Source organism: Conyzicola nivalis (genome assembly GCF_040548875.1).
In the GTDB taxonomy this organism is placed as follows: Bacteria; Actinomycetota; Actinomycetes; order Actinomycetales; family Microbacteriaceae; genus Conyzicola; species Conyzicola nivalis_A.
The window spans coordinates 358,026-381,777 of the sequence record NZ_JBEPSJ010000003.1 but is presented as its reverse complement, the minus strand read 5'-3'; the positions used below and the strand labels follow the sequence as shown (position 1 = coordinate 381,777).

Below are 23,752 nucleotides of genomic sequence, written 5' to 3'. Positions count from 1 at the left end.
GCTACCCCCGCAGCGCCGCCGTCACCCAGTCGAGCGCCGCATCCGGCGAGACGCCGAGCTGCCGCACGCGGTCGGCGTACGCCCGAGCGGCGACCTGCGCCTGCTGCTCTGCGGCGTCGCCCTGGGCGCTCACGAACGAGCCGTTGCGTCCGCGCGTCTCGATGAAGCCGTCACGCTCGAGCTCCCGGTAGCAGCGCGCCACGGTGTTCGGGGCGAGTCCGAGGTCGTCGGCGAGGCGTCGCACGGTGGGCAGCTTGGCTCCGGCGGCGAGCTCGCCGCCGCGTACCTGTTCCATGAGCTGCAGGCGCAGCTGCTCGAACGGCGGAGTGGCGGAGCGGGGGTCGATCGAGAGCATCACGCCACATCCGCAACGAGATCGAGGTCGCTCGCCCGCAGGTCCGACCAGAGCCGGTCGACGAAGTACCGCTGCGGCCGGGTCGCGATCGAGTAGACCGCGGCGGCGAGGCCCGTCAGCGCGAAGATGGATCCGACCACCCACGACACGAGCATGGCCGCGGGGTGGGCGCTCGACTCGGCGATGCCGAAGACTCCGAACACGAGGCAGTAGGCGCCGAGCGCGAGCGGGGCCGTGACCAGGTCGCGCAAAGACGATGCTCGGATCGCGTCGTCCCAGACGAGCTCGGCCGTCGAGCCGGCGGGCTGCGACAGGTCGACGATGCGACGGCTCGCCACCTCGAACAGCGCGAGCGAGACCGCGCCGAAGATCGCGAAGAAGGCGATGGCGAACAGCGAGCCACCCGCGCCCGGTGCCGCGACGACGGTCGTGACGAGCAGCACACCCACGGCGGCGAACACGACGATCCGCGCGCCGATCAGCTCGAAGGGGGCGAGGTAGTCGCTCACCGCCACGGCGCGAGCGCGGGCGACCCTCGGCCGGTCGGGTGAGATCGTCCTGCTGCCGGTGAGCGCCGCGACGGCGGTTCCGGTGGCGACGCCGGCGAAGGTCGAACCGACGATGAACAGGCCGGTCAGCTGGCTGTCGTTGTTTACACCTACCTCGAAGTGGAAGGCGAGCGCGGCCGCCGCAGTGAAGACGAGGCCGCCGAGGCTGCCGCCGCGTGACCTGGCCATGAGCCGGGCGGCGACGGTGCGTTCGAGATGAGCCGGCAGGTCGATGCGGATGCTAGCCGCATGCCGGTGGGCGCTCCACCGTGCGCAGAACGGCACGAACGTAAGCGCGAACCCCACGATCATGCCGATCGAGATGAGAATGCTGATGAACCAGGCTCCACCGTCCATGGGTCACTCCTTCGCAGTAGTTTGTGCGTCGTTTGTACCATCGTAGCAATACAAATCGGAGTGTCAAGCGCGGGTGGCCGCCCGCGCCGCGGTCTGCGAGGCTGGAGGCATGGTCTCTCTCGCTCCACGCATCCCGCTCAACGACGGTCACTCCATCCCGCAGATCGGCCTCGGCACCTGGCCGCTCGGCGACGACGAGGTGGCGTCGGTCATCGTCGAGGCGGCCCAGCTCGGCTACCGCCACATCGACACCGCCGCGAAGTACGGCAACGAGAAGGGCGTGGGGGCGGGTATCGCCGCCACGGGCCTCGCCCGCGACGAGCTGTTCGTGACGACGAAGCTCGACGGGCAGTTCCAAGGCGATGATCGCGCCATCCGCGGTCTCGACTCCTCGCTCGACCGACTCGGCCTCGACCATGTCGACCTGCTGCTCATCCACTGGCCTCTGCCTCAGCGCGACGAGTACATCTCCACCTTCCGCACCTTCGCGAAGCTCATGGAGGAGGGGAAGACCCGCTCGATCGGAGTCTCGAACTTCAAGCCGGCGCACCTCGAGCGGCTCGTCGCCGAGACCGGCATCACCCCGGCCGTCAACCAGGTCGAGATCAACCCCTACGTGGTGCGTGCCGAGCAGCGTGCGGCGAACCATCACCTCGGCGTCGTCACCGAGTCGTGGAGCCCGCTCGCCCCGGGGACAGGGCTGTTGACGGATGCGCGCATCCTGCGTATCGCGGGAGAGCACGGGCGAACCCCGGGCCAGGTGGTGCTGCGCTGGCACGTTCAGCAGGGGCTCGTCGCCATCCCGAAGAGCCGCTCGCACGACCGCCTTGCCGACAACCTCGCGGTCTTCGACTTCGAGCTCACGGCCGACGACCTCGCCGTCATCGCGGAGTTCTCGGAGGGACCGGACGCCGGGGTCGACTCCGACGTGAGCGGCCACTGACCGAGGCCGACCGAGGGTGACCGACGTGAGCGACGACGCCGTGGTCGGTGCGATCCGCGAGCTGCTCGCGCGCGCCGTCGAACGGCTCGACGCCGCCGGGGTTCCCGACGAGGCGCTCGCGACCTTCACGACGCCGAAGCGGGTGCTGCTCGTGCAGCGCAAGCCGGTGATGCTGCCGGTGGGCCGCGTCTGGCCGCTCGGTGTTCTGCTGCTCGGTCGCGACGGCAGCCTGCGCGCGACGGGCAAGATCACCCGGGCCGTGCCCGCCGGGTATCCGGGCTACCAGTCGCCGGGGGTCGAGGTGCGACGGGGTTATCGCGCCGCCGCGCACGCCGGCAGGTTCGCCGAGGGAGACACCGTGAACTTCGACACCGAGCCGATAGACGTGGAGGCGCTGAGCGACTCCTCGTCGCCGCTGTACCTCGACGGCGGCCGCGCGCGTGTGCGGTGGAATCCGACCCACCCCGCGCAGTCGGTCGCGCTCGACTCGTACCTCGCCGACCGGGTGGGGCTGCTGGTCGACCCGCCGGGCAACTGATCTAACCGCGGGGGCTGTGCGCCTCGAGGAACTCGTACACCTCGGTGCTGTCCACTCCGGGAAACACCCCCGTCGGCATGGCCGCGAGCAACGACGACTGCAGCCGTGCGCTCGGCCACGACTGATCGCCCACTTCGCGGCGAGCCCCGCCGGCGCGCGGCGGCAGCACGAGTCATCCGGACAGCTCGAGACCTGCCGGTTGACGGTGTCGCGTCCGCGAAACCATTTGGCGTGGGCGAACGGCGTGCCGACGCTCACCGAGAACGCGCCCTGCGCCGTCGACTGAATGCTCGACGTGCACCAGTAGGTGCCCGCCGGCTTGTCGGTGTACTGGTGGTACGGGCTGAACCGGTCCTCGACGTCGAACACCTGCCGCGCGCTCCACTTGCGGCAGACGACCTGCCCCTCGACGGCGCCCAGCACGTCGGTCGGGAACGCCGCCCTGTCGTTCTCGTAGGCCTTGGAGATGGTGCCGCTCTCGTGCACCTTGAGGAAGTGCACCGGGATTCCGAGGTGCTCGGTCGCGAGGTTGGTGAAGCGGTGCGCCGCGGTCTCGTACGAGGTGGCGAAGGCGTCGCGCAGGTCTTCGACCGAGAGCTGCTTCAGCTCCTTCGCCTCTGTCAGGAAGCGCACGGCACGCGCCTCGGGGATCAGCAGCGCGGCCGCGAGGTAGTTGGTCTCGACCCGCTGCCGCAGGAAGTCGGCGTAGTCGGTGGGCTCGCGTGTTCCGAGCGCGAAGCTGGCGAGTGCCTGCAGCAGTGCCGACCGCGGGTCGTGGTCGGTGTGCACGACCGGGAGGTAGATGCGCCCGTTCTTCAGATCGGTGACGGAGCGGGTCGACGATGGCAGGTCGTTCACGTAGTGCAGCGAGAAGCCCAGGTGCGAGGCGAGGTCGGATGCCACGCGCTGCGACAGCGGACCACCCGAGTGGTCCACGGCCGCCAGCAGCTCGCTCGCGATCGCCTCGAGCTGGGGGAAGTAGTTGTTCTGCGTGCGCATCGTGCGCCGCAGCTGGGTGTTGGCGCGACGGGCCTCCTCCGGAGTCGCGGCGCGCTCGCTGTGCACGCGCTCGAGCTCGGCGTGCAGGGCGAGGATCGTGCGGATCGCGTCGTCGCTCAGCGTCTTGCGCACCGGGAGGGAGGCGAGCCCGAGACTCGCGAACAGCGGCCCACGCTGCGCGCGCTCGAGCGCGATCTCGAGCGCCGGCCGCCCCGTCGGCGCCTCGCTCGTGAGCAGCTCGTCGAGGCCCACGCCGAGCGCGCGGGCGATCGACTGCAGCTCGCTCACCTTCGGTTCGCGCTTGCCGTTCTCGATTACCGACACCTGCGAGGCGGCTCGGCCGATCGCCGCCCCGATGTCGTCGAGGGTGAGTCCGCGCATCCGGCGCAGCTGCCGCACGCGTCGGCCGATCGTCAGTGAATCGAGCATGCCTTCAGCCTGAAGGGCGTCGACGCCGGTGTCTGCCATGGCAACAGGGTGGCACGCACGCTTCTTAAGCGAAATAGAAGAAGGGCGAATCTTCTGCGGGCGGATTCGGGAATCGGCGGATGATCCGGGCGAATAGTCGAAGCAGTGACCGATTTCGAAGGAGAGACCATGAACATCCGACCCGGCGATGAGACGCAGACCGAAGTACAGCTCGAGACCTCGTGGAAGACCGACGCGCGGTGGAACGGCATCGTGCGTGACTACTCGGCGCACGACGTCGTGGCGCTGCGCGGAACGGTGCGCGAGGAGCACACCCTCGCCACCCGCGGCGCGCACACCCTGTGGAACCTGCTGCAGACCGAGGAGTGGGTGCCCGCGCTCGGTGCGCTCACCGGCAACCAGGCGGTGCAGCAGGTGCGCGCCGGTCTCAAGGCGATCTACCTGAGCGGTTGGCAGGTCGCCGCCGATGCCAACCTCTCGGGACAGACGTATCCCGACCAGAGCCTGTACCCGGCGAACTCGGTTCCCGCGGTGGTGCGGCGCATCAACAACGCGCTGCTGCGCGCCGACCAGATCGATGCTTCGACAGGCTCAGCGACCGCGGTTGCTGAGTCTGTCGAAGGGGCGACCGCGACCGACTGGCTCGCCCCCATCGTCGCCGACGCGGAGGCAGGCTTCGGCGGACCGCTCAACGCCTACGAGCTGATGCGCTCGATGATCGAGGCCGGCGCGGCGGGCGTGCACTGGGAGGACCAGCTCGCGAGCGAGAAGAAGTGCGGGCACATGGGCGGCAAGGTGCTGGTACCCACGCGGCAGCACATCCGCACCCTGAACGCGGCCCGTCTCGCGGCCGACGTCGCGGGGGTTCCCACCATCGTCATCGCCCGCACCGACTCCCTCGCCGCCGACCTCGTCACGAGCGACGTCGACGAGCGCGACCGCCCGTTCCTCACCGGCGACCGCACCGAGGAGGGATTCTTCCGCACGCGGCCCGGCATCGAGACGGTGCTCGCCCGCGGCCACGCCTACGCCCCGTACGCCGACCTGCTCTGGGTCGAGAGCGCGGAGCCCGACCTCGAGCTCGCGCGCATCTTCGCCGAGAGCATCCACCGCGAGTTCCCCGGCAAGAAGCTCGCCTACAACTGCTCGCCGTCGTTCAACTGGCGGTCGCACCTCGACGACGCGCAGATCGCGACCTTCCAGCGCGAGCTCGCCGCGATGGGCTACGCGTTCCAGTTCATCACCCTCGCCGGATTCCACGCCCTCAACCACTCCATGTACACGCTCGCCCGCGACTACTCCCAGCGGCACATGAGCGCCTACGTCGACCTGCAGGAGGCCGAGTTCGCCTCCGAGGCCGACGGCTACACCGCCACGCGTCACCAGCGCGAAGTCGGAACCGGCTACTTCGACCGCATCTCGACCGCCCTCAACCCGGGCAGCGAGACCCTCGCCCTCGTCGGCAGCACCGAGTCCCAGCAGTTTCACTAAGGAGCACAAAATGACCACACGCATCGACATCACCGGCCCCCGCGGCGACCGCTACGACGAGATCCTCACCGACGCCGCGCTCGGCTTCGTCGCCGAACTGCACGACCGGTTCAGCGGGCAGCGTCACACTCGCCTCGCCGACCGGATGCAACGCCGCTACGACTTCGGAAACGGGCGGGATTTCACCTTCCTCCCGGAGACGGCCGCCATCCGCGACGACACGACCTGGCGCGTCGCCGGCGCCGGACCCGGCCTCGACGACCGTCGCGTCGAGATCACCGGCCCGACCGACCGCAAGATGGCGGTCAACGCGCTCAACTCGGGCGCGAACGTCTGGCTCGCCGATCAGGAGGACGCCACGAGCCCGACCTGGGCGAACGTCGTCGGCGGCCAGCTCACGCTATTCGACGCGGTGCGCGGCGACCTCGAGTTCACGAGCGATACCGGCAGGCACTACGCGGTCACGGCCGAGCAGACACCCACGATCGTGATGCGCCCGCGCGGCTGGCACCTCGTCGAGAAGCACCTCCGGTACACCGACCGGGCGGGCACCGCGATGGCCGCGTCCGCGAGCCTGGTCGACTTCGGGCTGTACTTCTTCCACAACGCCCACGCCCTCGTCGAAGGCGGCCGCGGACCGTACTTCTACCTGCCGAAGCTGGAGGGGCACCTCGAGGCCCGGCTGTGGAACGACGTGTTCGCCTTCGCCGAGCAGCGGCTCGGGCTGGAGCCCGGAACGATCCGCGCCACCGTGCTGATCGAGACGATCCCCGCGGCGTTCGAGATGGACGAGATCCTCTGGGAGCTGCGCGACCACTGTGCCGGCCTGAACGCCGGGCGCTGGGACTACATCTTCTCGATCATCAAGAACTACCGCGGGCGCGGACGCTTCTACGTGCTGCCCGACCGCGCGTCGATCACCATGACGGTGCCGTTCATGCGGGCCTACACCGAGCTGCTCGTCGCCACCTGCCACAAGCGCGGCGCCCACGCCATCGGGGGCATGAGCGCGTTCATCCCGAACCGGCAGGACCCCGCCGTCACCGAGCGCGCGCTCGAGAAGGTGAGCGCCGACAAGCGCCGCGAGGCGGGCGACGGCTTCGACGGCACCTGGGTCGCGCATCCCGGGCTGATCGCGACCGCGCGCGCCGAGTTCGACGCCGTGCTCGGCGACCGTCCGAACCAGCTCGACCGGCTGCGCGACGACGTGCACGTCACGGCGGCGCAGCTGCTCGACATCCGCTCGGCGGGAGGCGTGGTCACCGACGCCGGGGTGCGCGACAACGTGTCGATCGCGGTGCGCTACATCGACAGCTGGCTGCGCGGCGTCGGCGCTGCGGCGATCGACGATCTCATGGAAGACGCCGCGACCGCCGAGATCTCACGCAGCCAGATCTGGCAGTGGATCCACACCGACACGGTCACGGCGGAAGGCACGACCATCACGAGGCAGTTCGTCGAGGGGCTGCTGGCCGAGGTCGTGGGCGGGCTGCCCCGCGGTGCGGGCGACAGGGTGGATGATGCGGCCGAGGTCTTCCGGGAGGTGGCGTTGCACGAGGAGTTCCCGACGTTCCTCACCGTCGGTGCGTACGCGCGTTACCTGGTCGAGCAGCCGGTCGTCGCCCCCGCTGGTTGAGTAAGGCCGTCTACGGCCTGTATCGAAACCGACCTTGCGCAGACCTTGGTTTCGATACGGCCGTGGGCGGCCTACTCAACCGGCGGGGTTCCTAGTCGTGCGACCGGCTGATCAGCCTCGACAGCACGATCGCGCTGCGCGTGTGGTCGACGTTCGGCGCGACGCGCACCCGCTCGAGGGCGAGCTCGAGCGAGGCGATGTCTCGCGAGCGCATGTGCACGATCGCGTCCGCGGAGCCCGTCACCGTTCCGGCATCCACCACGTCCGGAATCCCCGACAGAATGCGGCGCAGCTCGTCGGGCGCGACGGTGCCGCGGCAGAACAGCTCGACGTACGCCTCGGTCGAGAGGCCGTCGACGGCGGGGTCGACCTGGATCGTGAAGCCGCGGATGACTCCGTCTGAGACGAGGCGGTCGACCCGGCGCTTCACGGCCGACGCCGAGAGGCCGATGATGTCACCGATGTCGCCGTACCCCGCCCGTGCGTTGAGGCGGAGTTGATCGATGATGCCGTAATCGAGACTGTCCATCAGGCCACCCTAGGACGATTACGTGCTTCGTCCGACCAATAGACGGCGAAAAAGTGCGCGTTACAGCGAAAAAACGCCAGATGGTGCGTGTGACACTGGAGACATGACCCTCACCGAGCCAACTCTGAGCGCGCCCGAACCCGCCGCGAAGGCGGGACGCGTCGCCAGCAAACGCACCGTGCTGATGTGCCGCCCCGACTTCTTCACCGTCGTCTACCGGATCAACCCGTGGATGGACCCGGCCCTGCCGACCGACACGAGCCTCGCGGTGCGCCAGTGGGAGACCCTCTACAACACCTACCTCGACCTCGGCTTCGACGTGAAGCTCGTCGACCCGATCGACGGCCTGCCCGACATGGTCTACGCGGCCAACGGCGGATTCGTGCTCGACGGCATCGCCTACGGCGCGAGCTTCACCTACCCGCAGCGCCAGCCAGAGGGCCCCGCCTACATGGACTGGTTCGGCGCCAACGGCTTCGAGGTGCGCGTTCCGCAGAACATCAACGAGGGCGAGGGCGACTTCCTCCTCGTCGGAGACGCGATCCTGGCTGGCACGGGCTTCCGCAGCGCGAGCAACAGCCACGAGGAGATCGGCGAGATCTTCGGCCGCGAGGTCGTCACGCTCACCCTCGTCAACCCGAGTTTCTACCACCTCGACACGGCGATCGCCGTACTGGACCCCCAGCCCGGCTTCGAGAACCCGAACATCGCGTACCTGCCCAGCGCGTTCGACGCACCCAGCCTCGAGATCCTGCGCGCGCGCTACCCCGACGCGATCATCGTGAACGAGGACGACGCGGCCGTGCTCGGGCTGAACAGCTTCAGCGACGGCCTCAACGTGGTCATCGCCTCGCGGGCAACCGACTTCGAACGTCAGCTGCGCGAGCGCGGCTACAACCCGATCGGCGTCGACCTCTCCGAGCTGCTGCTCGGCGGCGGCGGAGTGAAGTGCTGCACGCTGGAGCTGCGCTCATGACCACGACGACCGCTTCGACAGGCTCGGCGACCGAGGGATACCTCCAGCAGGAAGACCTCCACGCCGCCCACAACTACCACCCGCTCGAGGTCGTCGTGAGCTCGGGCGAAGGCGCGTGGGTCACGGCCGTCGACGGTCGCCGCTACCTCGACTGCCTCGCGGCATACTCGGCGGTGAACTTCGGCCACGGTCATCCGGCCCTCGTCAAGGCGGCGAAAGACCAGCTCGACCGCATCACGCTCACCAGCCGCGCCTTCCACAACGACCAGCTCGGCCCGTTCGTCACCGCGCTCGCCGAACTCGCCGGCAAAGACATGGTGCTGCCGATGAACACGGGCGCCGAGGCCGTCGAGTCCGGCATCAAGGTCGCCCGCGCCTGGGGCTACCGGGTGAAGGGCGTCAAGCCGAACGAGGCGACGATCATCGTCGCCGACGGAAACTTCCATGGACGCACCACCACGATCATCAGCTTCTCGAACGACGAGCAGGCACGCGCCGACTTCGGCCCGTTCACGCCGGGCTTCGTGAGCGTGCCCTACGGCGACGCCGCGGCTCTCGAGGCGGCGATCGACGAGACGACCGTCGCGGTGCTCATCGAGCCGATCCAGGGCGAGGCCGGCATCCTCGTGCCGCCCGCAGACTACCTCCCGGCCGTGCGCGAGATCACGGAGCGCCGAAACGTGCTGTTCATCGCCGACGAGATCCAGTCGGGGCTCGGCCGCACCGGGGCGACCTTCGAGTGCGACAACGCCGGTGTCGTGCCCGACCTGTATCTGCTCGGCAAGGCTCTCGGCGGTGGCATCCTGCCCGTCTCCGCCGTGGTCGGCAACCGCGACATCCTCGGTGTGCTGCGTCCCGGCGAGCACGGCTCGACCTTCGGCGGAAACCCGCTCGCCGCGGCGGTCGGCCTCGCGGTCGTCGAGCTGCTGGCGACGGGAGAGATGCAGGAGAGGGCGCGGATGCTCGGCGACCGACTGCAGGGCGGCCTGCGTGCGCTCATCGGGCGTGGGGTCGTCGAAGTGCGCGGCGCCGGGCTGTGGGCGGGCGTCGACATCGACCCCGCTCTGGCCACGGGCCGCGAGGTCTGCGAGGCGCTCATGCTGCGCGGCGTGCTCGTCAAGGACACGCACGGGTCGACGATCCGGTTCGCCCCGCCGATCGTCGCGACGGCCGACGACCTCGACTTCGCCGTCGCACAGCTCGAGGCCGTGCTCGTGGAGCTGGCCGCGCGCTGACCCCTGCGCGCGGTGCCGCGCTGACCCTTTCTTGCAGAGGGGCAAACAATCGACGTCCAGACCCCCGCTGAACGTCGATTCTTTGCCCCTCAGTTCTGCCCGGCGAGCTGAGGGGCAAGGTTCCGACGCTAATGCGCGGCGTGAACGTCGATTGCTTGCCCCTCGGTTCTGAGCGCAGCGGCGGCGGCGTCGGGCGCGGCAACGACGGCCTCGACGCCGGGCGCGGCGGCGAACCTCGCGCGCTGCGCCGCCCAGACCAGGCCGGCGATCGCGACGCCGACGACGATGGTCCACGGGTCGAAGTCCTCGCCGAGGATCAACGCCGCCCACGCCAGCGTGAGCAGCGGCTGGACCTGCTGCAGCTGGCCGACGCGCGCGATCCCGCCACGCGCGAGTCCGCCGTACCAGGCGAAGAACCCGAGGAACTGCGAGATCACGGTGATGTAGAGCATCCCGATGACCACTCCGGTGGTGAAGTCGAAGCTCTGCGTCGCGAACACGACCGCTGCTATCGGCGCGGACACCGGCAGCACGATGACCAGCGACCACGAGATCGCGCGCGCTCCGCCCATCACCTTTGCCTGACGCCCGCCCATGGCGTAGCCGTAGCCGGCGCTGGCAGCGGCCGCGAGCATCCAGAAGTCCCCGATGCCCACGCTCAGGTCGCCGGTCTCCAGATACTGGTGCACGAGCAGGTATCCGACCAGCACCAGCACGCCGGCGCCGCTCGCCAGCCAGAAGCCCCGCGGCAGCCGCTCGCCGCCGACGAGCGCCGCGAACACGGCGGTCAGCGCGGGCAGCAGGCCGAGGATAACGGCGCTGTGCCCCGAGCCGCTCGTCGTGAGCGCGAGGGAGCTGAACAGCGGGAAGCCGATGACCACTCCGAGCGACGACAGACCGAGGTCGCGCAGGTCGGACCAGCGGGGGAGGCGCGCCCGCACGGCGAGCAGGTATCCGGCAGCGAGAACCCCGGCGGCCGCGGCCCGAAGCACCGTGACGCCGAGCGGATCGATTCCGGCGACGGCAAGCTTGTTGGCCGGCAGCGAGAAGCTGAAGGCGAGAACCCCGAGAAATCCGAGGCCGGCGCCCGGTATCCACAGGCGGGAAACGGCGCTCGCCGTTACCGGTTCCGCGTCAATAACGTTATCGTGGGCTCTCATGGATGACGATAACAGCACGCGCTCCCTGTCGCGAGCGCTGCGCGAGATCGTCGCCGCGGGCTCGCCGGGAGACCGCCTGCCCTCGGTTCGCGCCCTGCAGGACGCGCACGGCGTCTCCCCGCTCACGGTGCAGTCTGTGGTGCGCGAGCTGAGCGCGGAGGGTCTCGTCGTCGCACGCCCCGGGTCGGGCACCTTCATCGCCCGCGCGCTCGCCCCGCACGCGCTCGCCGACACCTCCTGGCAGCAGGCGGCGCTCGGCGGTCACACCCCGCACGACATCTCGAACACGCTCGCGCTTTTCACGAAACCCGCGGCGGGAGTCATCCGTCTCACAGGCGGCTATCTCGACGAGTCCCTCGTGCCGACCGCGGCGCTGTCGGCGTCGATGAACCGCGCCCTGCGCCGACCGGGCACCTGGGGGCGCTCACCGCTCGAGGGCAGCGAGAGCCTGCGGCAGTGGTTCGCCCGCGAGATAGGCGGGGTGGATGCCTCGAACGTGATCGTCACCTCTGGAGGCCAGGCCGCGCTGTCGATCGCCATCCGTGCGCTGACGCGCCCCGGCGAGGCGATCGTGCTCGAGAGCCCGAGCTACACCGGGGCGATCTCGATCTCGCGCAGCTACGGACTCGACGTCGCGCCGGTGCCGGTCGACGACCGGGGGATGCGCACCGACCTCCTTGCCGGAATCCTCGAGCGCACGAACGCGCGCGTCGTGCTCACGCAGCCGCTGTTCGCCAACCCCACCGGCACGACGATGGCGGCGGAGCGCCGTGCAGAGCTCATGCGCATCGCCGAGCGCTACTCGGTGTTCGTCATCGAAGACGACTACGCCCACGACCTCGCGATCGAGCGCGGTGCGCCGGCGTCGCTCGCCAGCAACGACCCGCACGGGCACGTCGTGCACATCCGTTCGCTCACCAAGCCGATCGCGGCGGGCCTCAGGGTCGCGGCGCTCACCGCGAAGGGCGCCGCCTACTCGCGGCTGCGCTCGGCCAAGTCGCTCGAGGACTTCTATGTCGCGGGTCCTCTGCAGGAGGCAGCAGCCGACTTCGTGAACTCGCCGGCCTGGACCACGCACCGCCGCCGGGTGTCGGCCGAGCTGGGCGTGCGCCGCGACGCGCTGGTGGCGAGCCTCGTCGACAAGCTGCCGGAGCTCGCGATCACGGTGCGTCCGCGCGGTGGGATGCACGTCTGGGCGCGCCTTCCCGACGGCTTCGACGACGTGACCGTGACCGCGGCTGCGCTCGCCGAGGGCGTGGCAGTCACCGCGGGCCGTGCCTGGTTTCCGGCCGAGCCCGACGGCGGGCACCTGCGGCTCACCTACGGGGAGACGCCCGCGCTCGAGATCCCTGAGGGGGTCGACCGGCTGGCGAGGGCGATCGCCGGGCTGCGCGGATGACCGGGCGAAAGCGCACGCCCTAGGCTGGGCGGATGCTGCTCCCTGACGCCCGAATCGCCCCGCTACGCGGAGGAACCGTGCTGCGCTGGGGCGTCCTCGCCCCCGGCCGCATCGCCCACGACTGGGTGCGCACAGTGCACGCGAACACCGACCAGCGGGTGGTCGCCGTCGCCTCGCGCACGCTCGAGCGAGCCGAGGCGTTCGCCGCGGAGCACGGCATCCCGCGCAGTTACGGCGGCTACGACGAACTCCTGGCGCATCCGGACGTCGACATCGTCTACATCGCGGCCCCGCACTCCGAGCACCGCGCCCTCGCCCTGAGGGCCATCGCGGCGGGCAAGCACGTGCTCGTCGAGAAGCCCATCGCGCTGAACGCCGCCGAGGCGCGCGAGATCGCGCAGGCCGCACGCGCCGCCGGTGTGTTCGCGATGGAGGCGATGAAGGCGCGCTTTATGCCGCAGACCGACGTTATCGCCCGCCTCCTCGACGACGGCGCGCTCGGCGAGGTGCTGTCGGTGAGCGCCGACTTCGGGGCCCGCTTCGACTACGACCCCGCGTCGCGGGCATTCGACCCGGCGCTCGGCGGAGGAGCTCTGCTCGACCTCGGCGTCTACCCGCTCTGGTTCTCGCACTTCGTGCTGGGCGCCCCGGACCGGGTGACCGCCCGCGGCTCGCTCGCCCCGACCGGGGTCGAGGATCAGGCGGCGCTCCTGCTCGATTTCGCCGGCGGGGCGCAGTCGGTCGTCACGACGAGCATGCGGGCCGAGACGCCGCAGGTCGCCGCGATCAACGGCACCGCCGGACGCATCGAGGTCGCGGGACCGTTCCACTCGCCGGGGTCGTTGCGCGTGGTCGTGGGGTCGGATGTCTCGGAGTGGCACGATTCGACCGGGCTCACCCACCGCGAGGTGCTGTGCTTCCAGGCCGCTGCCGTCGCCCGGTCGGTGGGCGATGGTCTCACCGAGTCGCCGCTGCACACCCTCGACGACGCGGTCGCGGTTCTCGCCGTGATCGACGCGGCACGGGCGCAGCTCGGGGCGCGCTGACCGGCTTCTATTGCGCTCGCCCATTGTGAGGGTGTAACCCAGAGGCCATGAGCGCAACGGACAAAGACGTCTCGCGAGACACCGGTTTCTTCGGACAGCCTCGGTCGCTGGCGACCCTCTTCGGCGTCGAGACCTGGGAGCGGTTCTCGTTCTACGGCATGCAGGGCATCCTGCTCATCTACCTCTACTACGCGGCGACGGAGGGCGGCCTCGGTCTCGACCAGGCGGGGGCCGCCGGCATCGTGGGGGCATACGGCGGCGGCGTCTACCTCTCGACGGTGCTCGGCGCGTGGGTCGCCGACCGGCTGCTCAGCAGCGAGCGCACGCTGTTCATCAGCGCGACCGTGGTGATGTGCGGCCACATCGCGCTCGCGCTCATCCCCGGGTTCGCCGGCGTCACCGTCGGTCTCATCCTGATCGCGCTCGGCAGCGGCGGGCTCAAGGCCACGGCCACCTCCATCGTCGGCACTCTCTATTCGGAGGAGGACCCGAGGCGCGACGCCGGGTTCTCTATCTACTACCTCGGAATCAACCTCGGCGCGTTCTTCGGCCCGCTGCTCACCGGTCTGCTGCAGTCGACGCTCGGGTTCCACTATGGCTTCGGACTCGCCGCCGTCGGAATGGCCATCGGCCTCACCCAGTACGCGTTCGGTCGAAAGAGGCTTCCGGATGCGGCCCGCGAGATCCCCAATCCGCTGCCCCGTCGCAGGTACCCCGCTATGGCCGCGATCGTGGTGGCCGGCATCGTCATCGTGGTGGTTCTCGTGCTGGTCGGTCTCGTCAACTCCACGAACCTCGCGCTCATCGTCATCGTCGTCACCGGATTGTCGGCGATCGCCTACTTCGTCGTGATCCTCTCCAGTCGGTCGATCACGGCCGTGGAGCGCAGCCGGGTCATCGCGTTCATCCCGCTGTTCCTCACCAGCGCCGCGTTCTGGTCGATCTACCAACAGCAGTTCACGGTGATCACGATCTACTCCGACGAGCGGCTGGACCGCAGCATCCTCGGGTGGGAGTTCCCCGTCTCGTGGGTGCAGTCGATCAACCCGATCTTCATCATCGTGCTCTCCGGAGTGTTCGCCGCCCTGTGGACAAAGCTGGGGACGAGGCAGCCGTCGACGCCGGTCAAATTCGGGCTCGGTACGCTCGGCGTCGGCGTCGGCTTCCTCCTCTTCCTGCCCTTCGTCGGAACCGGAGAGAACGGCACCCCGATCATCGCCATCGTGCTGATCCTGCTGGTTTTCACTGTTTCGGAGCTGCTGCTGTCGCCGGTCGGCCTGTCTGTGTCGACGAAGCTGGCACCCGCGAAGTTCCGCACCCAGATGGTGGCGCTGTTCTTCCTGTCGATCGCGATCGGATCGGCGGCGTCGGGCCAGTTGGCCGCCCTCTACGACCCGGAGAACGAGGTGCCGTACTTCGGTGCGCTCGGAGCCATCGCGATCGCGATCGGCGTTGTTCTCGTCGTGGCGAGCCGGCCGGTGCTGAAGCTGATGCGCGGGGTGCGGTAGGTCCTTATCCCTACCCTTATCCATACGTTTATCCACAGGCGCGGATCTGTGCACAGATCGGAGTCACTGCGGTTCGGGGACGCGGCATTCCGGTGGAATCGATGCATGACGAACGTGATCGACGGGGCAGAGCGGGGCGTGCTCGGGGCTGATTCTCCCGAGGGCGAGGCGCTCGAGGTGGCGATGCTCGCGACCTTCGACGACCTGCTGTCGACCGTCGAGTCGTCCGAGCGCATCATCGGGGCTTCGATGGCTCTGCGCGCCGCCCGGATCGACCAGCTGCGGTTGTGGAGCGAAGCCATGACCTCGACCTCTTCTTCGCCGACTGCGTCGTCGGGCGGCGCTTCTTCGGCCGGCACGCCCACGACGAGTACCGGGCCGCACGGCTGGACCGCCGCCGTTCGCGGTCGACGCGAGCTCGTCTTCGAGCTGGCCTGCGCGCTCCGCATTCCCGAGCGCACCGCCGAGCGCCTGATCTGGGAGTCGAGCCGCATCGTCCACGACCTCTCCGAGACCAACACCGCACTGCGCGATGGCGAGATCAGCTACCGCCACGCACAGGTGATGATCGACCAGACCGACACTCTGCCCGACGGGGCGAGCGCCGACTTCGAACGCGAGCTGCTGCCGTTCGCCAAAATTCTGACCGTGGCGAAGTTCGCGGCGGTCGCACGCAAGAAACGCGAGTCGCTGCATCCGGAGTCCATAACGGAACGCCACGCAGCCGCCGTCGAGGAACGTCGCGTCTGGGTCGACCCGCAACAAGACGGCATGGCCTTCCTCGGCGCCCAGCTCAGCGCAGAGGTCGCGCTCGCCGCCTACGACCGGTTGACCGAGATCGCCATGGCGCAGAAGTCCCCCGACGATGCCCGCACGCTCGCCCAGAAGCGTGTCGACGCGATGAGTGATCTGCTCCTGGACGGCGACACCTGCGCCGCGGCAGATGAAGGCGTGGCAGGCGAGGGCACCGGGCACGGCGTTCGCGCGAAGGTGCTCGTGACGGTGCCGGTGCTCACTCTGCTCGGGCGGGCAGAGACTCCGGCGAATCTCGGAGGGTACGGTCCGATCGATCCGGAGATGGCGCGTCGGCTGGCGGCGGACGCCCCTAGCTTCGCGCGCGTTCTCACCGACCCGGTGACGAGTGCGATCCTCGACTTCGACCGCACCAAGTACGCCGTGCCCGCCGATCTGCGCATGGTGCTCCGCGTTCGTGATGAGACCTGCCGCGCGCCCGGCTGCAACCGGGCGGCCGCGCGATGCGACGTCGACCACAGCGTCGACTGGGCGAACGGCGGAACGACCTGCGCCGGCAACCTCAGCCACCTCTGCGAGTTCCACCACAACCTCAAGCACCACACTCGTGTGAGGCTGCGCAACCTCGGCGACGGACGCATCGAGTGGAAGACCCCCTCCGGCCGCACGTACGTCACGCACCCCGCGAACACGGTGGGCTCGCCGCCGGGTGAGCCGACGGGTGAAGCGCCGCCGGGTGAAGCGTCGACGGGTGAGCCGCCGGGCGAAGCGCCGTCGGGTGAAGCGCCGTCGGGTGAAGCGTCGACGGGTGAGCCGCCGGGCGAAGCGAATCGGGCCGCCCCTGATCCCGGCTGGCCCGCGGCCGATCCGGCCCCGGGAGACATGCCCTTCTGACGATTTCGCGCGCTGGGGAGCGCGCTGCGGGGAGGCGGATCGGGCGGATGTCCCGCGCGGCTACAGTGGTCGCATGCCCAGCCTGATCACGCGGATGACCGCGCGCGACACCACGCAAGCGCACCGGCCATCCAGCCCGCTCGAGCTGCTGTTCGACCTCGTGTTCGTCGTCGCCATCGCGCAGGTCGCGGTGCAACTCGCCCACGCGATCGCCGAGGGGCATGTCGTGGAATCGCTGGCGCCGTACTGCATGGTGTTCTTCGCCATCTGGTGGGCGTGGATGAACTTCACCTGGTTCGCGTCCGCCTACGACACCGACGACGTTCCGTACCGCATCCTCGTGCTCGTGCAGATGGCGGGGGTGTTGATCCTGGCGGCCGACGTCCCGTCCGCGTTCTCGGGCGGCGGGTTCACCGCCGTCACGATCGGCTACCTCGTGATGCGCGTCGGACTGGTGTCGCTGTGGGTGCGGGCCGGAATCCAGCATCCGCAGGGCAGAGCCACCGCGTTCCGCTACGCCGCCGGCATCACGGTCGTGCAGATCCTCTGGGTGTCGCGTCTCGCCTTCCCCGACAGCAGCCCGTGGTGGTTCCTCGTCATCGCGCTCGCCGACCTGTCGGTGCCGCTGTGGGCGGAACGCACAGGCAAGACGGCCTGGCATCCGCACCACATCGCCGAGCGGTACGGGCTCTTCACGATCATCGTGCTCGGCGAGAGCGTGCTCGCGTCGACGCTGGGGGTGCAGGACTCGCTCGACGGCGGCGGCCTGAGCGCCGAGCTGGTCGTGATCGCTCTCGCCGGACTCACCCTGCTGTTCGTGCTGTGGTGGCTGTACTTCTCCGAGCCGGCGGGCGACGGGCTGGAACGCCGGCGCAACCTGTCCTTCGTCTGGGGCTACGGGCACTACGTCACCTTCGCGGCGCTCGCCGCGGTCGGGGCGGGGCTCGAGGTCGCGGTCGAGTCGGCCGGCCATCACACCGAGGTCACCGACCAGGTCGTGGCGTTCGCGATCGGGGTTCCGGTGGCGATATTCCTCGTGATGCTGTGGGCCGTGCACGCCCCCATCGTCGACCGGGTGGTGATCAACCCGGTCGCGATTCTCGTGAGCGCGGTCGTCATCGTGCTTCTACCGCTGAGTGCCCCCGCGATCGGAGTCGCGGGGGCACTGGTGGCGATGGTCGTGGTGCTGGTCGCTCTGCTCGCGAGCGCGCTGGTGGTCGAAGCGCGCCGCTAGAGGCCTACTTCTTCGCCGCGGCCCGCTCGCCCTCGACGATCGCCGTGATCTCCTCGGTGGAGACGCGCTCCGCGTACGCACGCTCGTCGTCGCTCATGTGGTCGTCGACGCTCATCGTCGACTCGTCGAACGGCAGTTCGCGCGACAGAACCCGCTCGACCTGGTTCTTGTCGATCTCCTTGGTCCACGTTCCGATGAGGATCGTGGCCACGGCGTTGCCGGTGAAGTTGGTGAGCGCACGCGCCTCCGACATGAACCGGTCGATGCCCACGATCACGCCCACCCCGTCGACGAGGTCGGGGCGGTGCGCCTGCAGTCCGCCGGCGAGCGTCGCGATGCCGGCGCCGGTGACCCCGGCGGCACCCTTCGACGCGATCATCATGAACAGCAGCAGCGAGATCTGCTCGCCGAGCGCGAGCGGCGTCCCCATGGCGCTGGCGATGAAGAGCGACGCCATCGTGAGGTAGATCGCGGTGCCGTCGAGGTTGAACGAGTATCCCGTGGGAACGGTGATGCCCACGACGGGCTTGGAGACGCCGAGGTGCTCCATCTTCGCGATCAGGCGGGGCAGCGCGACCTCGCTCGACGAGGTCGACACGATGAGAAGGTACTCGCGTCCGAGGTAGCGCATCATCCGGAAGATGTTCACGCCGGTGACGAGCTTGAGCAGCCCGCCCAGGATCACCACGACGAACAGCGCGCAGGTGATGTAGAAGGCGATCATGAGGGTTCCGAGGGCGACGAGCGCGCCGACACCCGTCTCGCCGACGACCGCCGCGATCGCGCCGAACGCGCCGAGAGGGGCGATCCACATGATCATCGCGAGGATGCGGAACACGAGAACCTGCAGCTGGCGGATGGCGCCCAGGATCGGCTTGCCCTTCGAGCCCATCTTCTGCAGCGCGAAGCCGACGATGAGCGCGACGAACAGGGTCTGCAGGATGCTGCCGGCGGTGAGCGACGAGAACAGCGTCTCGGGGATGATTCCGAGCAGGAAGTCGGTCGTCGACGCAGGCTCGAGGTCCGACGTGTCGTAGCTCGCCCCGCTGATGTTGAGGCCCTCGCCCGGGTGGATGATGTTTCCCACGACGAGGCCGATGCCGAGCGCGAACGTCGACATCACGATGAAGTAGCCGAGCGCGAGCCCGCCGACTTTGCCGACCGTGGCGGCCTTGGCGATCGATCCGACGCCGAGCGCGATCGTGCAGAAGATGATCGGCGCGATCATCATGCTGATCAGCGAGACGAAGCCGGTGCCGATCGGTTTGAGCCCCTTCGCGAACTCCGGGAACACGAGGCCGACGGTTATTCCCGCGGCGACGGCGATGATCACCGCGATGTAGAGCCAGTGCGTCTTGTCGATCTTCTTCTTCGGTACCGTCTGCGTCGTTGCCATCGGTCTTCCCTTGGTCTCCCGGGCCGCCACTGCTTTGTGGACGGCGCTTACGTTGGTTGCCCCAGCATCGTTCGCGCCGCCCGGGCCGGGAAGGTTGCGTTCATACTGTTCCTATGGGCCGGATGATTCGGGGCTGGAGCATCGCCGCTCGCCTCCTCGTATTGCAGGTCGCCTTCATCGCCGTGCTCACCACGATCGCCACGGTGTGGCTGTTCGTGGATGCGCGCAACGACGTCGACGCGGAGGCCGCCTCGAAGAGCCTGACCCTGGCCGCCTCGATCGCGGCCAATCCGTTCGTGGCCGAGGCCGTGGCATCCGACGATCCGAGCGCACTGCTCGAGCCGTACGCCCTCGACCTCATGCGCGAGACCGACACCGACTTCGTCACGATCATGGCGCCCGACCGCACGCGGTTCACGCACCCGGATCCCGACCAGATCGGCAAGCCGTTCCTGGGCACGGTGACCCCCGCGCTCGATGGAGAGTCGTTCACCGAGACCTACGCGGGCACCCTCGGGCCCTCCGTGCGCGCTGTCGTGCCGGTGTTCGCCGATGCCGGCACGGACGGCTCGGGCACGGATGCGCCGGGGTCGGATGCCTCGGGCACGGATGCCTCGGGGTCGAACGGCTCGGGGGAGATCGTCGCTGTCGTGGCCGCCGGGGTCACCGTCGACAACATCTCGGCTGCGCTCGCCGGTCGGCTGGCCATCGTCTTCGCGGCCGCGCTGCTCACGATCGTCGTCGGCGCGTTCGCGGCCTGGCTGCTCAGCCGCTACCTGCGACGGGTGACCTGGGGTCGCGGCGCGGAGGAGATGAGCGGCATGTTCGGCTACTACGAGGGGGTGCTGCACTCGGTGCGCGAGGGGCTGGTTCTCGTCGACGGACACGGGCGTCTGCTGCTCTATAACGATCAGGCCGCCGAGCTGCTGGGCCTGCCGTTCGAACGCTCGAGTGAGCCGGTGCCGGTCGCGAGCCTCGACCTGCCCGGTCCGCTCGGCGAGCTGCTCGCGAGCGGCGAACGCGCCGTCGACGAGGTCTACGTCACGGAGACCCACGTGCTCGTGGTCAACCAGGAGGTCACGGTCTCGCCGGAGGAGGCGCGCATCCTCGGCACCGTGACGACGCTGCGCGACCACACCGACCTGCAGAACCTGGCCGGCGAGCTGCAGACGATGCGCACGCTGTCTGACGCGTTGCGCTCGCAGACGCACGAGTTCTCCAACCGGCTGCACACCATCGTCGCGCTCATCGAGCTGGGACGCGGCGACGAGGCGATCCGCTTCGCCGCGAACGAGCTCGACGTCGGGCAGGAGCTCGCCGACTCGCTCCTCGGCTCGATGAACGAGCCGGTGCTCTCGGCGTTGCTGCTCGGCAAGTCGGCGCAGGCGGGGGAGCGCGGCATCGACCTGCGGATCGAGATCTCCGACGACCTCGGCGCGCTCGGCCTCGCCTCGAGCGACCTCGTGACGATCGTCGGCAACCTGGTGGACAACGCGATGGATGCCGTCACCCCCGACTTCGACGCGGCGGCGATCGACGCGCCCCGGGTCACCGTGGCGATCGAACGGGACGCCGGCCAGACCCTCTTCCGCGTCGAGGACAACGGCCCGGGTTTCGCCGACGTCGACCTGGCCTTCCAGCGCGGCTTCTCGACCAAGCGCGCGGGTCTCGACGGTCGCGGCATCGGTCTCGCCCTCGTCGGCCAGGCCGTGCGGCGGCTGGGCGGAGAGATCTCGGTGGTCAACGCGCCCGGGGCCGTCGTGACGGTGCGCGTGCCGGTGCCGGAGTCGGCGCGCGCGCCAGAGACTGCATCGTCGCCCCAGCCCGCGTCGGTGCCCGGGCCCGCGTCGGTGCCCGGGCCCGCGTCGTCGCCCGCGTCCCAGCAGCCCCCGCCGTCCGCGGCCCGGCAGACCGGGGCGACGTCGTGAGCGAGACGCCGATCCGGGTGCTCGTGATCGACGACGAGTCGATCACGGCCGAGGCCCACGCCGAGTACCTTCGCCGCATCCCCGGCTTCGAGGTGGCGGGTATCGCCGCGAACGGACGCGAGGCGCTCCGCCTGCTGCGCGACTCGACGGTGGGCCCGGGCCCGGGTGCGGGTGCAGGTGCGGGCACAGACGCGGGCACGGGCGCCGGCGCCGGCGGCACGGCGGCCGCCGAATCCCCGACGAGCACGATCGACCTCGTGCTGCTCGACATGAACCTCCCCGACATCCACGGGCTCGACCTGTGCCGGCGCATCCGCTCGTCGGGGCTCGAGGTCGACGTGATCGCGATCACCGCGGTGCGCGATGTCGCGGTCGTACGAGCATCCGTATCTCTCGGCATCGTGCTGTATCTCATCAAGCCGTTCACGTTCGCGACCTTCGCCGACAAGCTCGAGAACTACCGCGGATTTCGGGCGAGCCTGCACCGCACGGAGGAACTGGCGACGCAGAGCGAGGTGGATGCCTCGTTCGCGAGCCTGCGCACGCCCGGGCAGGTGCAGCTCGAGAAGGGGCTCTCGTCCGACACCCTCGAGGCCGTGATCGCCGCGGTGCGCGCCAGCCCGTCGCCGCTGTCGGCGGGCGAGGTGAGTGCCGCCCTCGAGATGGCGCGCGTCACCGCCCGCCGGTACCTCGAGCACCTCGCCGCCGTCGGACTGCTCGAACGGGCGCCGCGCTACGGCACCCCGGGCCGCCCCGAGTACGAATACCGGCCGCGCTAGGGCCGGCCGGCCGCCGCGTGCCGCTCGAGCAGCGGGCCCATCCTCGACGGGATGATCTCGGCCATCGCCAGCGCGGTGCTCGACCGGGTGACGCCGTCGATGTCGAGGATCGCGGTGGTGATCAGGTAGAGGTGCGCCGGGTCGCGCGCTACGACACGCGCCTGCAGGTCGCCGTCTCCGGTGATCGCGAGCACCTCGGTGATCTCGGGAATGCGCGCCAGCGCCTCGAAGGTCGAGTTCGTCGAGCTCTGCGAGATCGACAGGCGCAGGAACGCGGTCAGCGAGTAGCCGAGCGACGCCGGACTGACCCGCTGGCTCGGCCGGCCGAGCAGCTCGCGCTCGGCCAGCTTGCGCAGCCGCGCGTGCACGGTGTTGCGCGCGATGCCGAGGGCTCGCGAGAGTGACAGGGTCGTGGCATCCGGCTCCTCGTCGAGAGCGAGGAGGATTCGCGCGTCGGTCGCATCGAGATTGGGCATAGTGCATCGTAGCGCCGCGTATCCGTCAGCACGATGCGCACCGTGCGCAGGCGAGACGAACCGTGTTGCGCACCATGCGCACGATCCGGAAACTTGAGCCATGACCGACTTTCCCCACCTCCTCGTCTCGACCGATTCGGGCCCACGGCCCACGGTCGCGATCGTGGGAGTCGGCGCGATCGGCACCGTCGTGGCCGACGCGCTCAGCGAGCGGGCGGCCGTCACTCTGTGCCGCCGCGACTCCGTCGAGCCGATGTCGATCCAGCTGGGCACCCTCACTCATCGGGTGGATGCGGCCGTCGCCGGATCTCCCGAGGGCCTCACCCCGGTCGACTGGGTCGTCGTCACCGTCAAAGCACAGGACACCTCGGCGATCGGGCCGTGGCTCGACGCGCTCGTCGGCCCGCAGACGACCGTCGTCGTTCTGCAGAACGGCATCGGCCACGCCGAACGTGTGAGCGAGTGGGTCGCAGCGACTCAGGTGGTGCCCGGAGTCGTCTATATCGCGGCCGAGAAGGTCGGCGGCAATCTCGTGGTCTGTCGCAGACGCGGTGCCGTCGCGATCGGGGGAGCCCCCGCATCCGTGCGTTTCGCCGCCCTGTTCGGTGAGAGCGTCGACGTGCGCGTCGTCGACGACTTCGTCACCGAGTCGTGGAACAAGCTCGTGATCAACGCGGCACTCAACACCGTGACCGCGCTCACCGACAGCACGATGGAGATCACCGCCGACGCCGGCGTGCGCCCGCTCGTGCGGGCGCTTCTGGCCGAGGCCGTCGAGGTGGCCAGGGCCGAGGGCGCCGTGATGCCCGAGGGTTCCGCCGCGCTCATCCTCGACCACATGGACTCGCTCCCGCGCGCCGGCGCCACCTCGATGCTGCTCGACCGCCGTGCCGGCCGCGCCCTCGAGCACGACTACCTCACGGGCGCGGTCATCGCGGCAGCCGATCGTCACGGGCTGGCGGTACCGATGCTGCGCATGGTGCACGGGCTCATCGACGCGCTCGACCCCCGCGACCGTTCCGCCGTTCACGCGGTCTCGCTCGCCGCCTGAGCCCGGCTCGCCTAGCAACAGCTCGCCGCCTGAGCCCGGCTCGCCTAGCAACAGCTCTCCGCACAACGGCTCGGCGCACACAGCCCGCCGCG

Annotated in this window: 20 protein-coding genes and 1 pseudogene; 14 read left to right on the top strand and 7 right to left on the bottom strand. The window is 69.7% G+C overall.

From position 1 onward, the window contains the following. Position 1: 1 nt before the first annotated feature. Together ABIE21_RS14320 and ABIE21_RS14315 are read right to left on the bottom strand one after the other, a co-directional pair. On the bottom strand, positions 2 to 355 hold the full coding sequence (locus tag ABIE21_RS14320; protein WP_354025554.1) for a GntR family transcriptional regulator: 354 nt from the start codon (positions 353 to 355) through the stop codon (positions 2 to 4). Then, positions 355 to 1,260, bottom strand: a complete 906-nt coding sequence (locus ABIE21_RS14315) for a hypothetical protein (RefSeq protein ID WP_354025499.1) — start codon at positions 1,258 to 1,260, stop codon at positions 355 to 357. Before ABIE21_RS14315 ends, ABIE21_RS14320 begins: the two co-directional genes overlap by 1 nt. 109 nt (positions 1,261 to 1,369) lie before the next feature. Here ABIE21_RS14315 and ABIE21_RS14310 point away from each other — a divergent pair, with 109 nt between their 5' ends. Both ABIE21_RS14310 and ABIE21_RS14305 read left to right on the top strand, forming a co-directional pair. Beyond that, positions 1,370 to 2,203, top strand: a complete 834-nt coding sequence (locus ABIE21_RS14310) for an aldo/keto reductase (RefSeq protein ID WP_354025498.1) — start codon at positions 1,370 to 1,372, stop codon at positions 2,201 to 2,203. Between the two features lie 25 nt (positions 2,204 to 2,228). Continuing rightward, on the top strand, positions 2,229 to 2,741 hold the full coding sequence (locus ABIE21_RS14305) for a hypothetical protein (RefSeq protein WP_354025497.1): 513 nt from the start codon (positions 2,229 to 2,231) through the stop codon (positions 2,739 to 2,741). 1 nt (position 2,742) lies between these two features. On the opposite strand, the pseudogene ABIE21_RS14300 reads toward ABIE21_RS14305, so the two are convergent. Further along, positions 2,743 to 4,208: pseudogene (locus ABIE21_RS14300) on the bottom strand (helix-turn-helix domain-containing protein). 129 nt (positions 4,209 to 4,337) lie between these two features. Here ABIE21_RS14300 and aceA point away from each other — a divergent pair. Both aceA and aceB read left to right on the top strand, forming a co-directional pair. Continuing rightward, positions 4,338 to 5,660 carry an isocitrate lyase gene (aceA, locus tag ABIE21_RS14295; protein WP_354025553.1) on the top strand — a complete coding sequence of 441 codons (1,323 nt, stop codon included), beginning with the start codon at positions 4,338 to 4,340 and terminating at the stop codon, positions 5,658 to 5,660. A gap of 10 nt (positions 5,661 to 5,670) precedes the next feature. Next, positions 5,671 to 7,296, top strand: a complete 1,626-nt coding sequence (aceB, locus tag ABIE21_RS14290) for a malate synthase A (RefSeq protein ID WP_354025496.1) — start codon at positions 5,671 to 5,673, stop codon at positions 7,294 to 7,296. A 91-nt stretch (positions 7,297 to 7,387) separates the two neighbouring features. Here aceB and ABIE21_RS14285 read toward each other — a convergent pair whose 3' ends face one another. Then, a complete protein-coding gene (locus tag ABIE21_RS14285; RefSeq protein WP_184239377.1) occupies positions 7,388 to 7,825 on the bottom strand; it encodes an Lrp/AsnC family transcriptional regulator in 438 nt (145 codons plus the stop codon). A 103-nt stretch (positions 7,826 to 7,928) separates the two neighbouring features. On the opposite strand from ABIE21_RS14285, the gene ddaH reads away from it, so the two are divergent. Further along, positions 7,929 to 8,801, top strand: coding sequence for a dimethylargininase (gene ddaH / locus ABIE21_RS14280; RefSeq protein ID WP_354025495.1), 873 nt, complete (start codon positions 7,929 to 7,931; stop codon positions 8,799 to 8,801). Further along, positions 8,798 to 10,036 carry an ornithine--oxo-acid transaminase gene (gene rocD, locus ABIE21_RS14275; protein WP_354025494.1) on the top strand — a complete coding sequence of 413 codons (1,239 nt, stop codon included), beginning with the start codon at positions 8,798 to 8,800 and terminating at the stop codon, positions 10,034 to 10,036. The genes ddaH and rocD overlap by 4 nt, the downstream gene beginning before the upstream one ends. Before the next feature lie 128 nt (positions 10,037 to 10,164). Here the strand turns inward: rocD and ABIE21_RS14270 are convergent, their stop codons facing one another. Further along, positions 10,165 to 11,196 carry a DMT family transporter gene (locus tag ABIE21_RS14270; RefSeq protein WP_354025493.1) on the bottom strand — a complete coding sequence of 344 codons (1,032 nt, stop codon included), beginning with the start codon at positions 11,194 to 11,196 and terminating at the stop codon, positions 10,165 to 10,167. On the opposite strand from ABIE21_RS14270, the gene ABIE21_RS14265 reads away from it, so the two are divergent. The 5 genes from ABIE21_RS14265 to ABIE21_RS14245 all read left to right on the top strand — a co-directional run bounded on the left by ABIE21_RS14265 (position 11,195) and on the right by ABIE21_RS14245 (position 18,030). Beyond that, complete coding sequence (locus ABIE21_RS14265; RefSeq protein WP_354025492.1) at positions 11,195 to 12,595, top strand: PLP-dependent aminotransferase family protein; 1,401 nt, start codon at positions 11,195 to 11,197, stop codon at positions 12,593 to 12,595. The two genes, ABIE21_RS14270 and ABIE21_RS14265, sit on opposite strands and share 2 nt — an antisense overlap. Before the next feature lie 32 nt (positions 12,596 to 12,627). Beyond that, entirely contained in the window at positions 12,628 to 13,641 is a 1,014-nt protein-coding gene (locus ABIE21_RS14260) for a Gfo/Idh/MocA family protein (protein WP_354025491.1), read from the top strand. Positions 13,642 to 13,688: 47 nt separating this feature from the next. Then, the gene (locus tag ABIE21_RS14255; RefSeq protein ID WP_354025490.1) at positions 13,689 to 15,149 is read left to right on the top strand and encodes a peptide MFS transporter; all 1,461 of its coding nucleotides are present in this window, start codon (positions 13,689 to 13,691) and stop codon (positions 15,147 to 15,149) included. 105 nt (positions 15,150 to 15,254) lie between these two features. Beyond that, positions 15,255 to 16,796, top strand: a complete 1,542-nt coding sequence (locus tag ABIE21_RS14250) for an HNH endonuclease signature motif containing protein (RefSeq protein WP_354025489.1) — start codon at positions 15,255 to 15,257, stop codon at positions 16,794 to 16,796. 73 nt (positions 16,797 to 16,869) lie between these two features. Further along, on the top strand, positions 16,870 to 18,030 hold the full coding sequence (locus ABIE21_RS14245; protein ID WP_354025488.1) for a low temperature requirement protein A: 1,161 nt from the start codon (positions 16,870 to 16,872) through the stop codon (positions 18,028 to 18,030). 4 nt (positions 18,031 to 18,034) lie between these two features. Here the strand turns inward: ABIE21_RS14245 and ABIE21_RS14240 are convergent, their stop codons facing one another. After that, positions 18,035 to 19,426, bottom strand: coding sequence for a cation:dicarboxylate symporter family transporter (locus ABIE21_RS14240; RefSeq protein ID WP_354025487.1), 1,392 nt, complete (start codon positions 19,424 to 19,426; stop codon positions 18,035 to 18,037). 113 nt (positions 19,427 to 19,539) lie between these two features. On the opposite strand from ABIE21_RS14240, the gene ABIE21_RS14235 reads away from it, so the two are divergent. Continuing rightward, complete coding sequence (locus ABIE21_RS14235; protein WP_354025486.1) at positions 19,540 to 21,354, top strand: sensor histidine kinase; 1,815 nt, start codon at positions 19,540 to 19,542, stop codon at positions 21,352 to 21,354. Further along, positions 21,351 to 22,133, top strand: a complete 783-nt coding sequence (locus tag ABIE21_RS14230; RefSeq protein ID WP_354025485.1) for a response regulator — start codon at positions 21,351 to 21,353, stop codon at positions 22,131 to 22,133. The genes ABIE21_RS14235 and ABIE21_RS14230 overlap by 4 nt, the downstream gene beginning before the upstream one ends. Here the strand turns inward: ABIE21_RS14230 and ABIE21_RS14225 are convergent. After that, the gene (locus ABIE21_RS14225; RefSeq protein WP_354025484.1) at positions 22,130 to 22,609 is read right to left on the bottom strand and encodes an Lrp/AsnC family transcriptional regulator; all 480 of its coding nucleotides are present in this window, start codon (positions 22,607 to 22,609) and stop codon (positions 22,130 to 22,132) included. The genes ABIE21_RS14230 and ABIE21_RS14225 overlap by 4 nt on opposite strands. A 100-nt stretch (positions 22,610 to 22,709) precedes the next feature. Between ABIE21_RS14225 and ABIE21_RS14220 the strand changes: the two genes are divergently transcribed. Then, a complete protein-coding gene (locus tag ABIE21_RS14220; RefSeq protein ID WP_354025483.1) occupies positions 22,710 to 23,660 on the top strand; it encodes a ketopantoate reductase family protein in 951 nt (316 codons plus the stop codon). Positions 23,661 to 23,752: the final 92 nt, after the last annotated feature.

Bases quoted from the DNA above. Each gene is read 5' to 3' on its own strand.
- ABIE21_RS14265 (WP_354025492.1), top strand. From the start codon at position 11,195: ATGGATGACGATAACAGCACGCGCTCCCTGTCGCGAGCGCTGCGCGAG.
- aceA (WP_354025553.1), top strand. From the start codon at position 4,338: ATGAACATCCGACCCGGCGATGAGACGCAGACCGAAGTACAGCTCGAG.
- ABIE21_RS14235 (WP_354025486.1), top strand. From the start codon at position 19,540: ATGGGCCGGATGATTCGGGGCTGGAGCATCGCCGCTCGCCTCCTCGTA.
- ABIE21_RS14220 (WP_354025483.1), top strand. From the start codon at position 22,710: ATGACCGACTTTCCCCACCTCCTCGTCTCGACCGATTCGGGCCCACGG.
- ddaH (WP_354025495.1), top strand. From the start codon at position 7,929: ATGACCCTCACCGAGCCAACTCTGAGCGCGCCCGAACCCGCCGCGAAG.
- ABIE21_RS14240 (WP_354025487.1), bottom strand. From the start codon at position 19,426: ATGGCAACGACGCAGACGGTACCGAAGAAGAAGATCGACAAGACGCAC.
- aceB (WP_354025496.1), top strand. From the start codon at position 5,671: ATGACCACACGCATCGACATCACCGGCCCCCGCGGCGACCGCTACGAC.
- ABIE21_RS14285 (WP_184239377.1), bottom strand. From the start codon at position 7,825: ATGGACAGTCTCGATTACGGCATCATCGATCAACTCCGCCTCAACGCA.
- ABIE21_RS14250 (WP_354025489.1), top strand. From the start codon at position 15,255: ATGACGAACGTGATCGACGGGGCAGAGCGGGGCGTGCTCGGGGCTGAT.
- ABIE21_RS14260 (WP_354025491.1), top strand. From the start codon at position 12,628: ATGCTGCTCCCTGACGCCCGAATCGCCCCGCTACGCGGAGGAACCGTG.
- ABIE21_RS14225 (WP_354025484.1), bottom strand. From the start codon at position 22,609: ATGCCCAATCTCGATGCGACCGACGCGCGAATCCTCCTCGCTCTCGAC.
- ABIE21_RS14245 (WP_354025488.1), top strand. From the start codon at position 16,870: ATGCCCAGCCTGATCACGCGGATGACCGCGCGCGACACCACGCAAGCG.
- ABIE21_RS14310 (WP_354025498.1), top strand. From the start codon at position 1,370: ATGGTCTCTCTCGCTCCACGCATCCCGCTCAACGACGGTCACTCCATC.
- ABIE21_RS14270 (WP_354025493.1), bottom strand. From the start codon at position 11,196: ATGAGAGCCCACGATAACGTTATTGACGCGGAACCGGTAACGGCGAGC.
- ABIE21_RS14320 (WP_354025554.1), bottom strand. From the start codon at position 355: ATGCTCTCGATCGACCCCCGCTCCGCCACTCCGCCGTTCGAGCAGCTG.
- rocD (WP_354025494.1), top strand. From the start codon at position 8,798: ATGACCACGACGACCGCTTCGACAGGCTCGGCGACCGAGGGATACCTC.
- ABIE21_RS14315 (WP_354025499.1), bottom strand. From the start codon at position 1,260: ATGGACGGTGGAGCCTGGTTCATCAGCATTCTCATCTCGATCGGCATG.
- ABIE21_RS14255 (WP_354025490.1), top strand. From the start codon at position 13,689: ATGAGCGCAACGGACAAAGACGTCTCGCGAGACACCGGTTTCTTCGGA.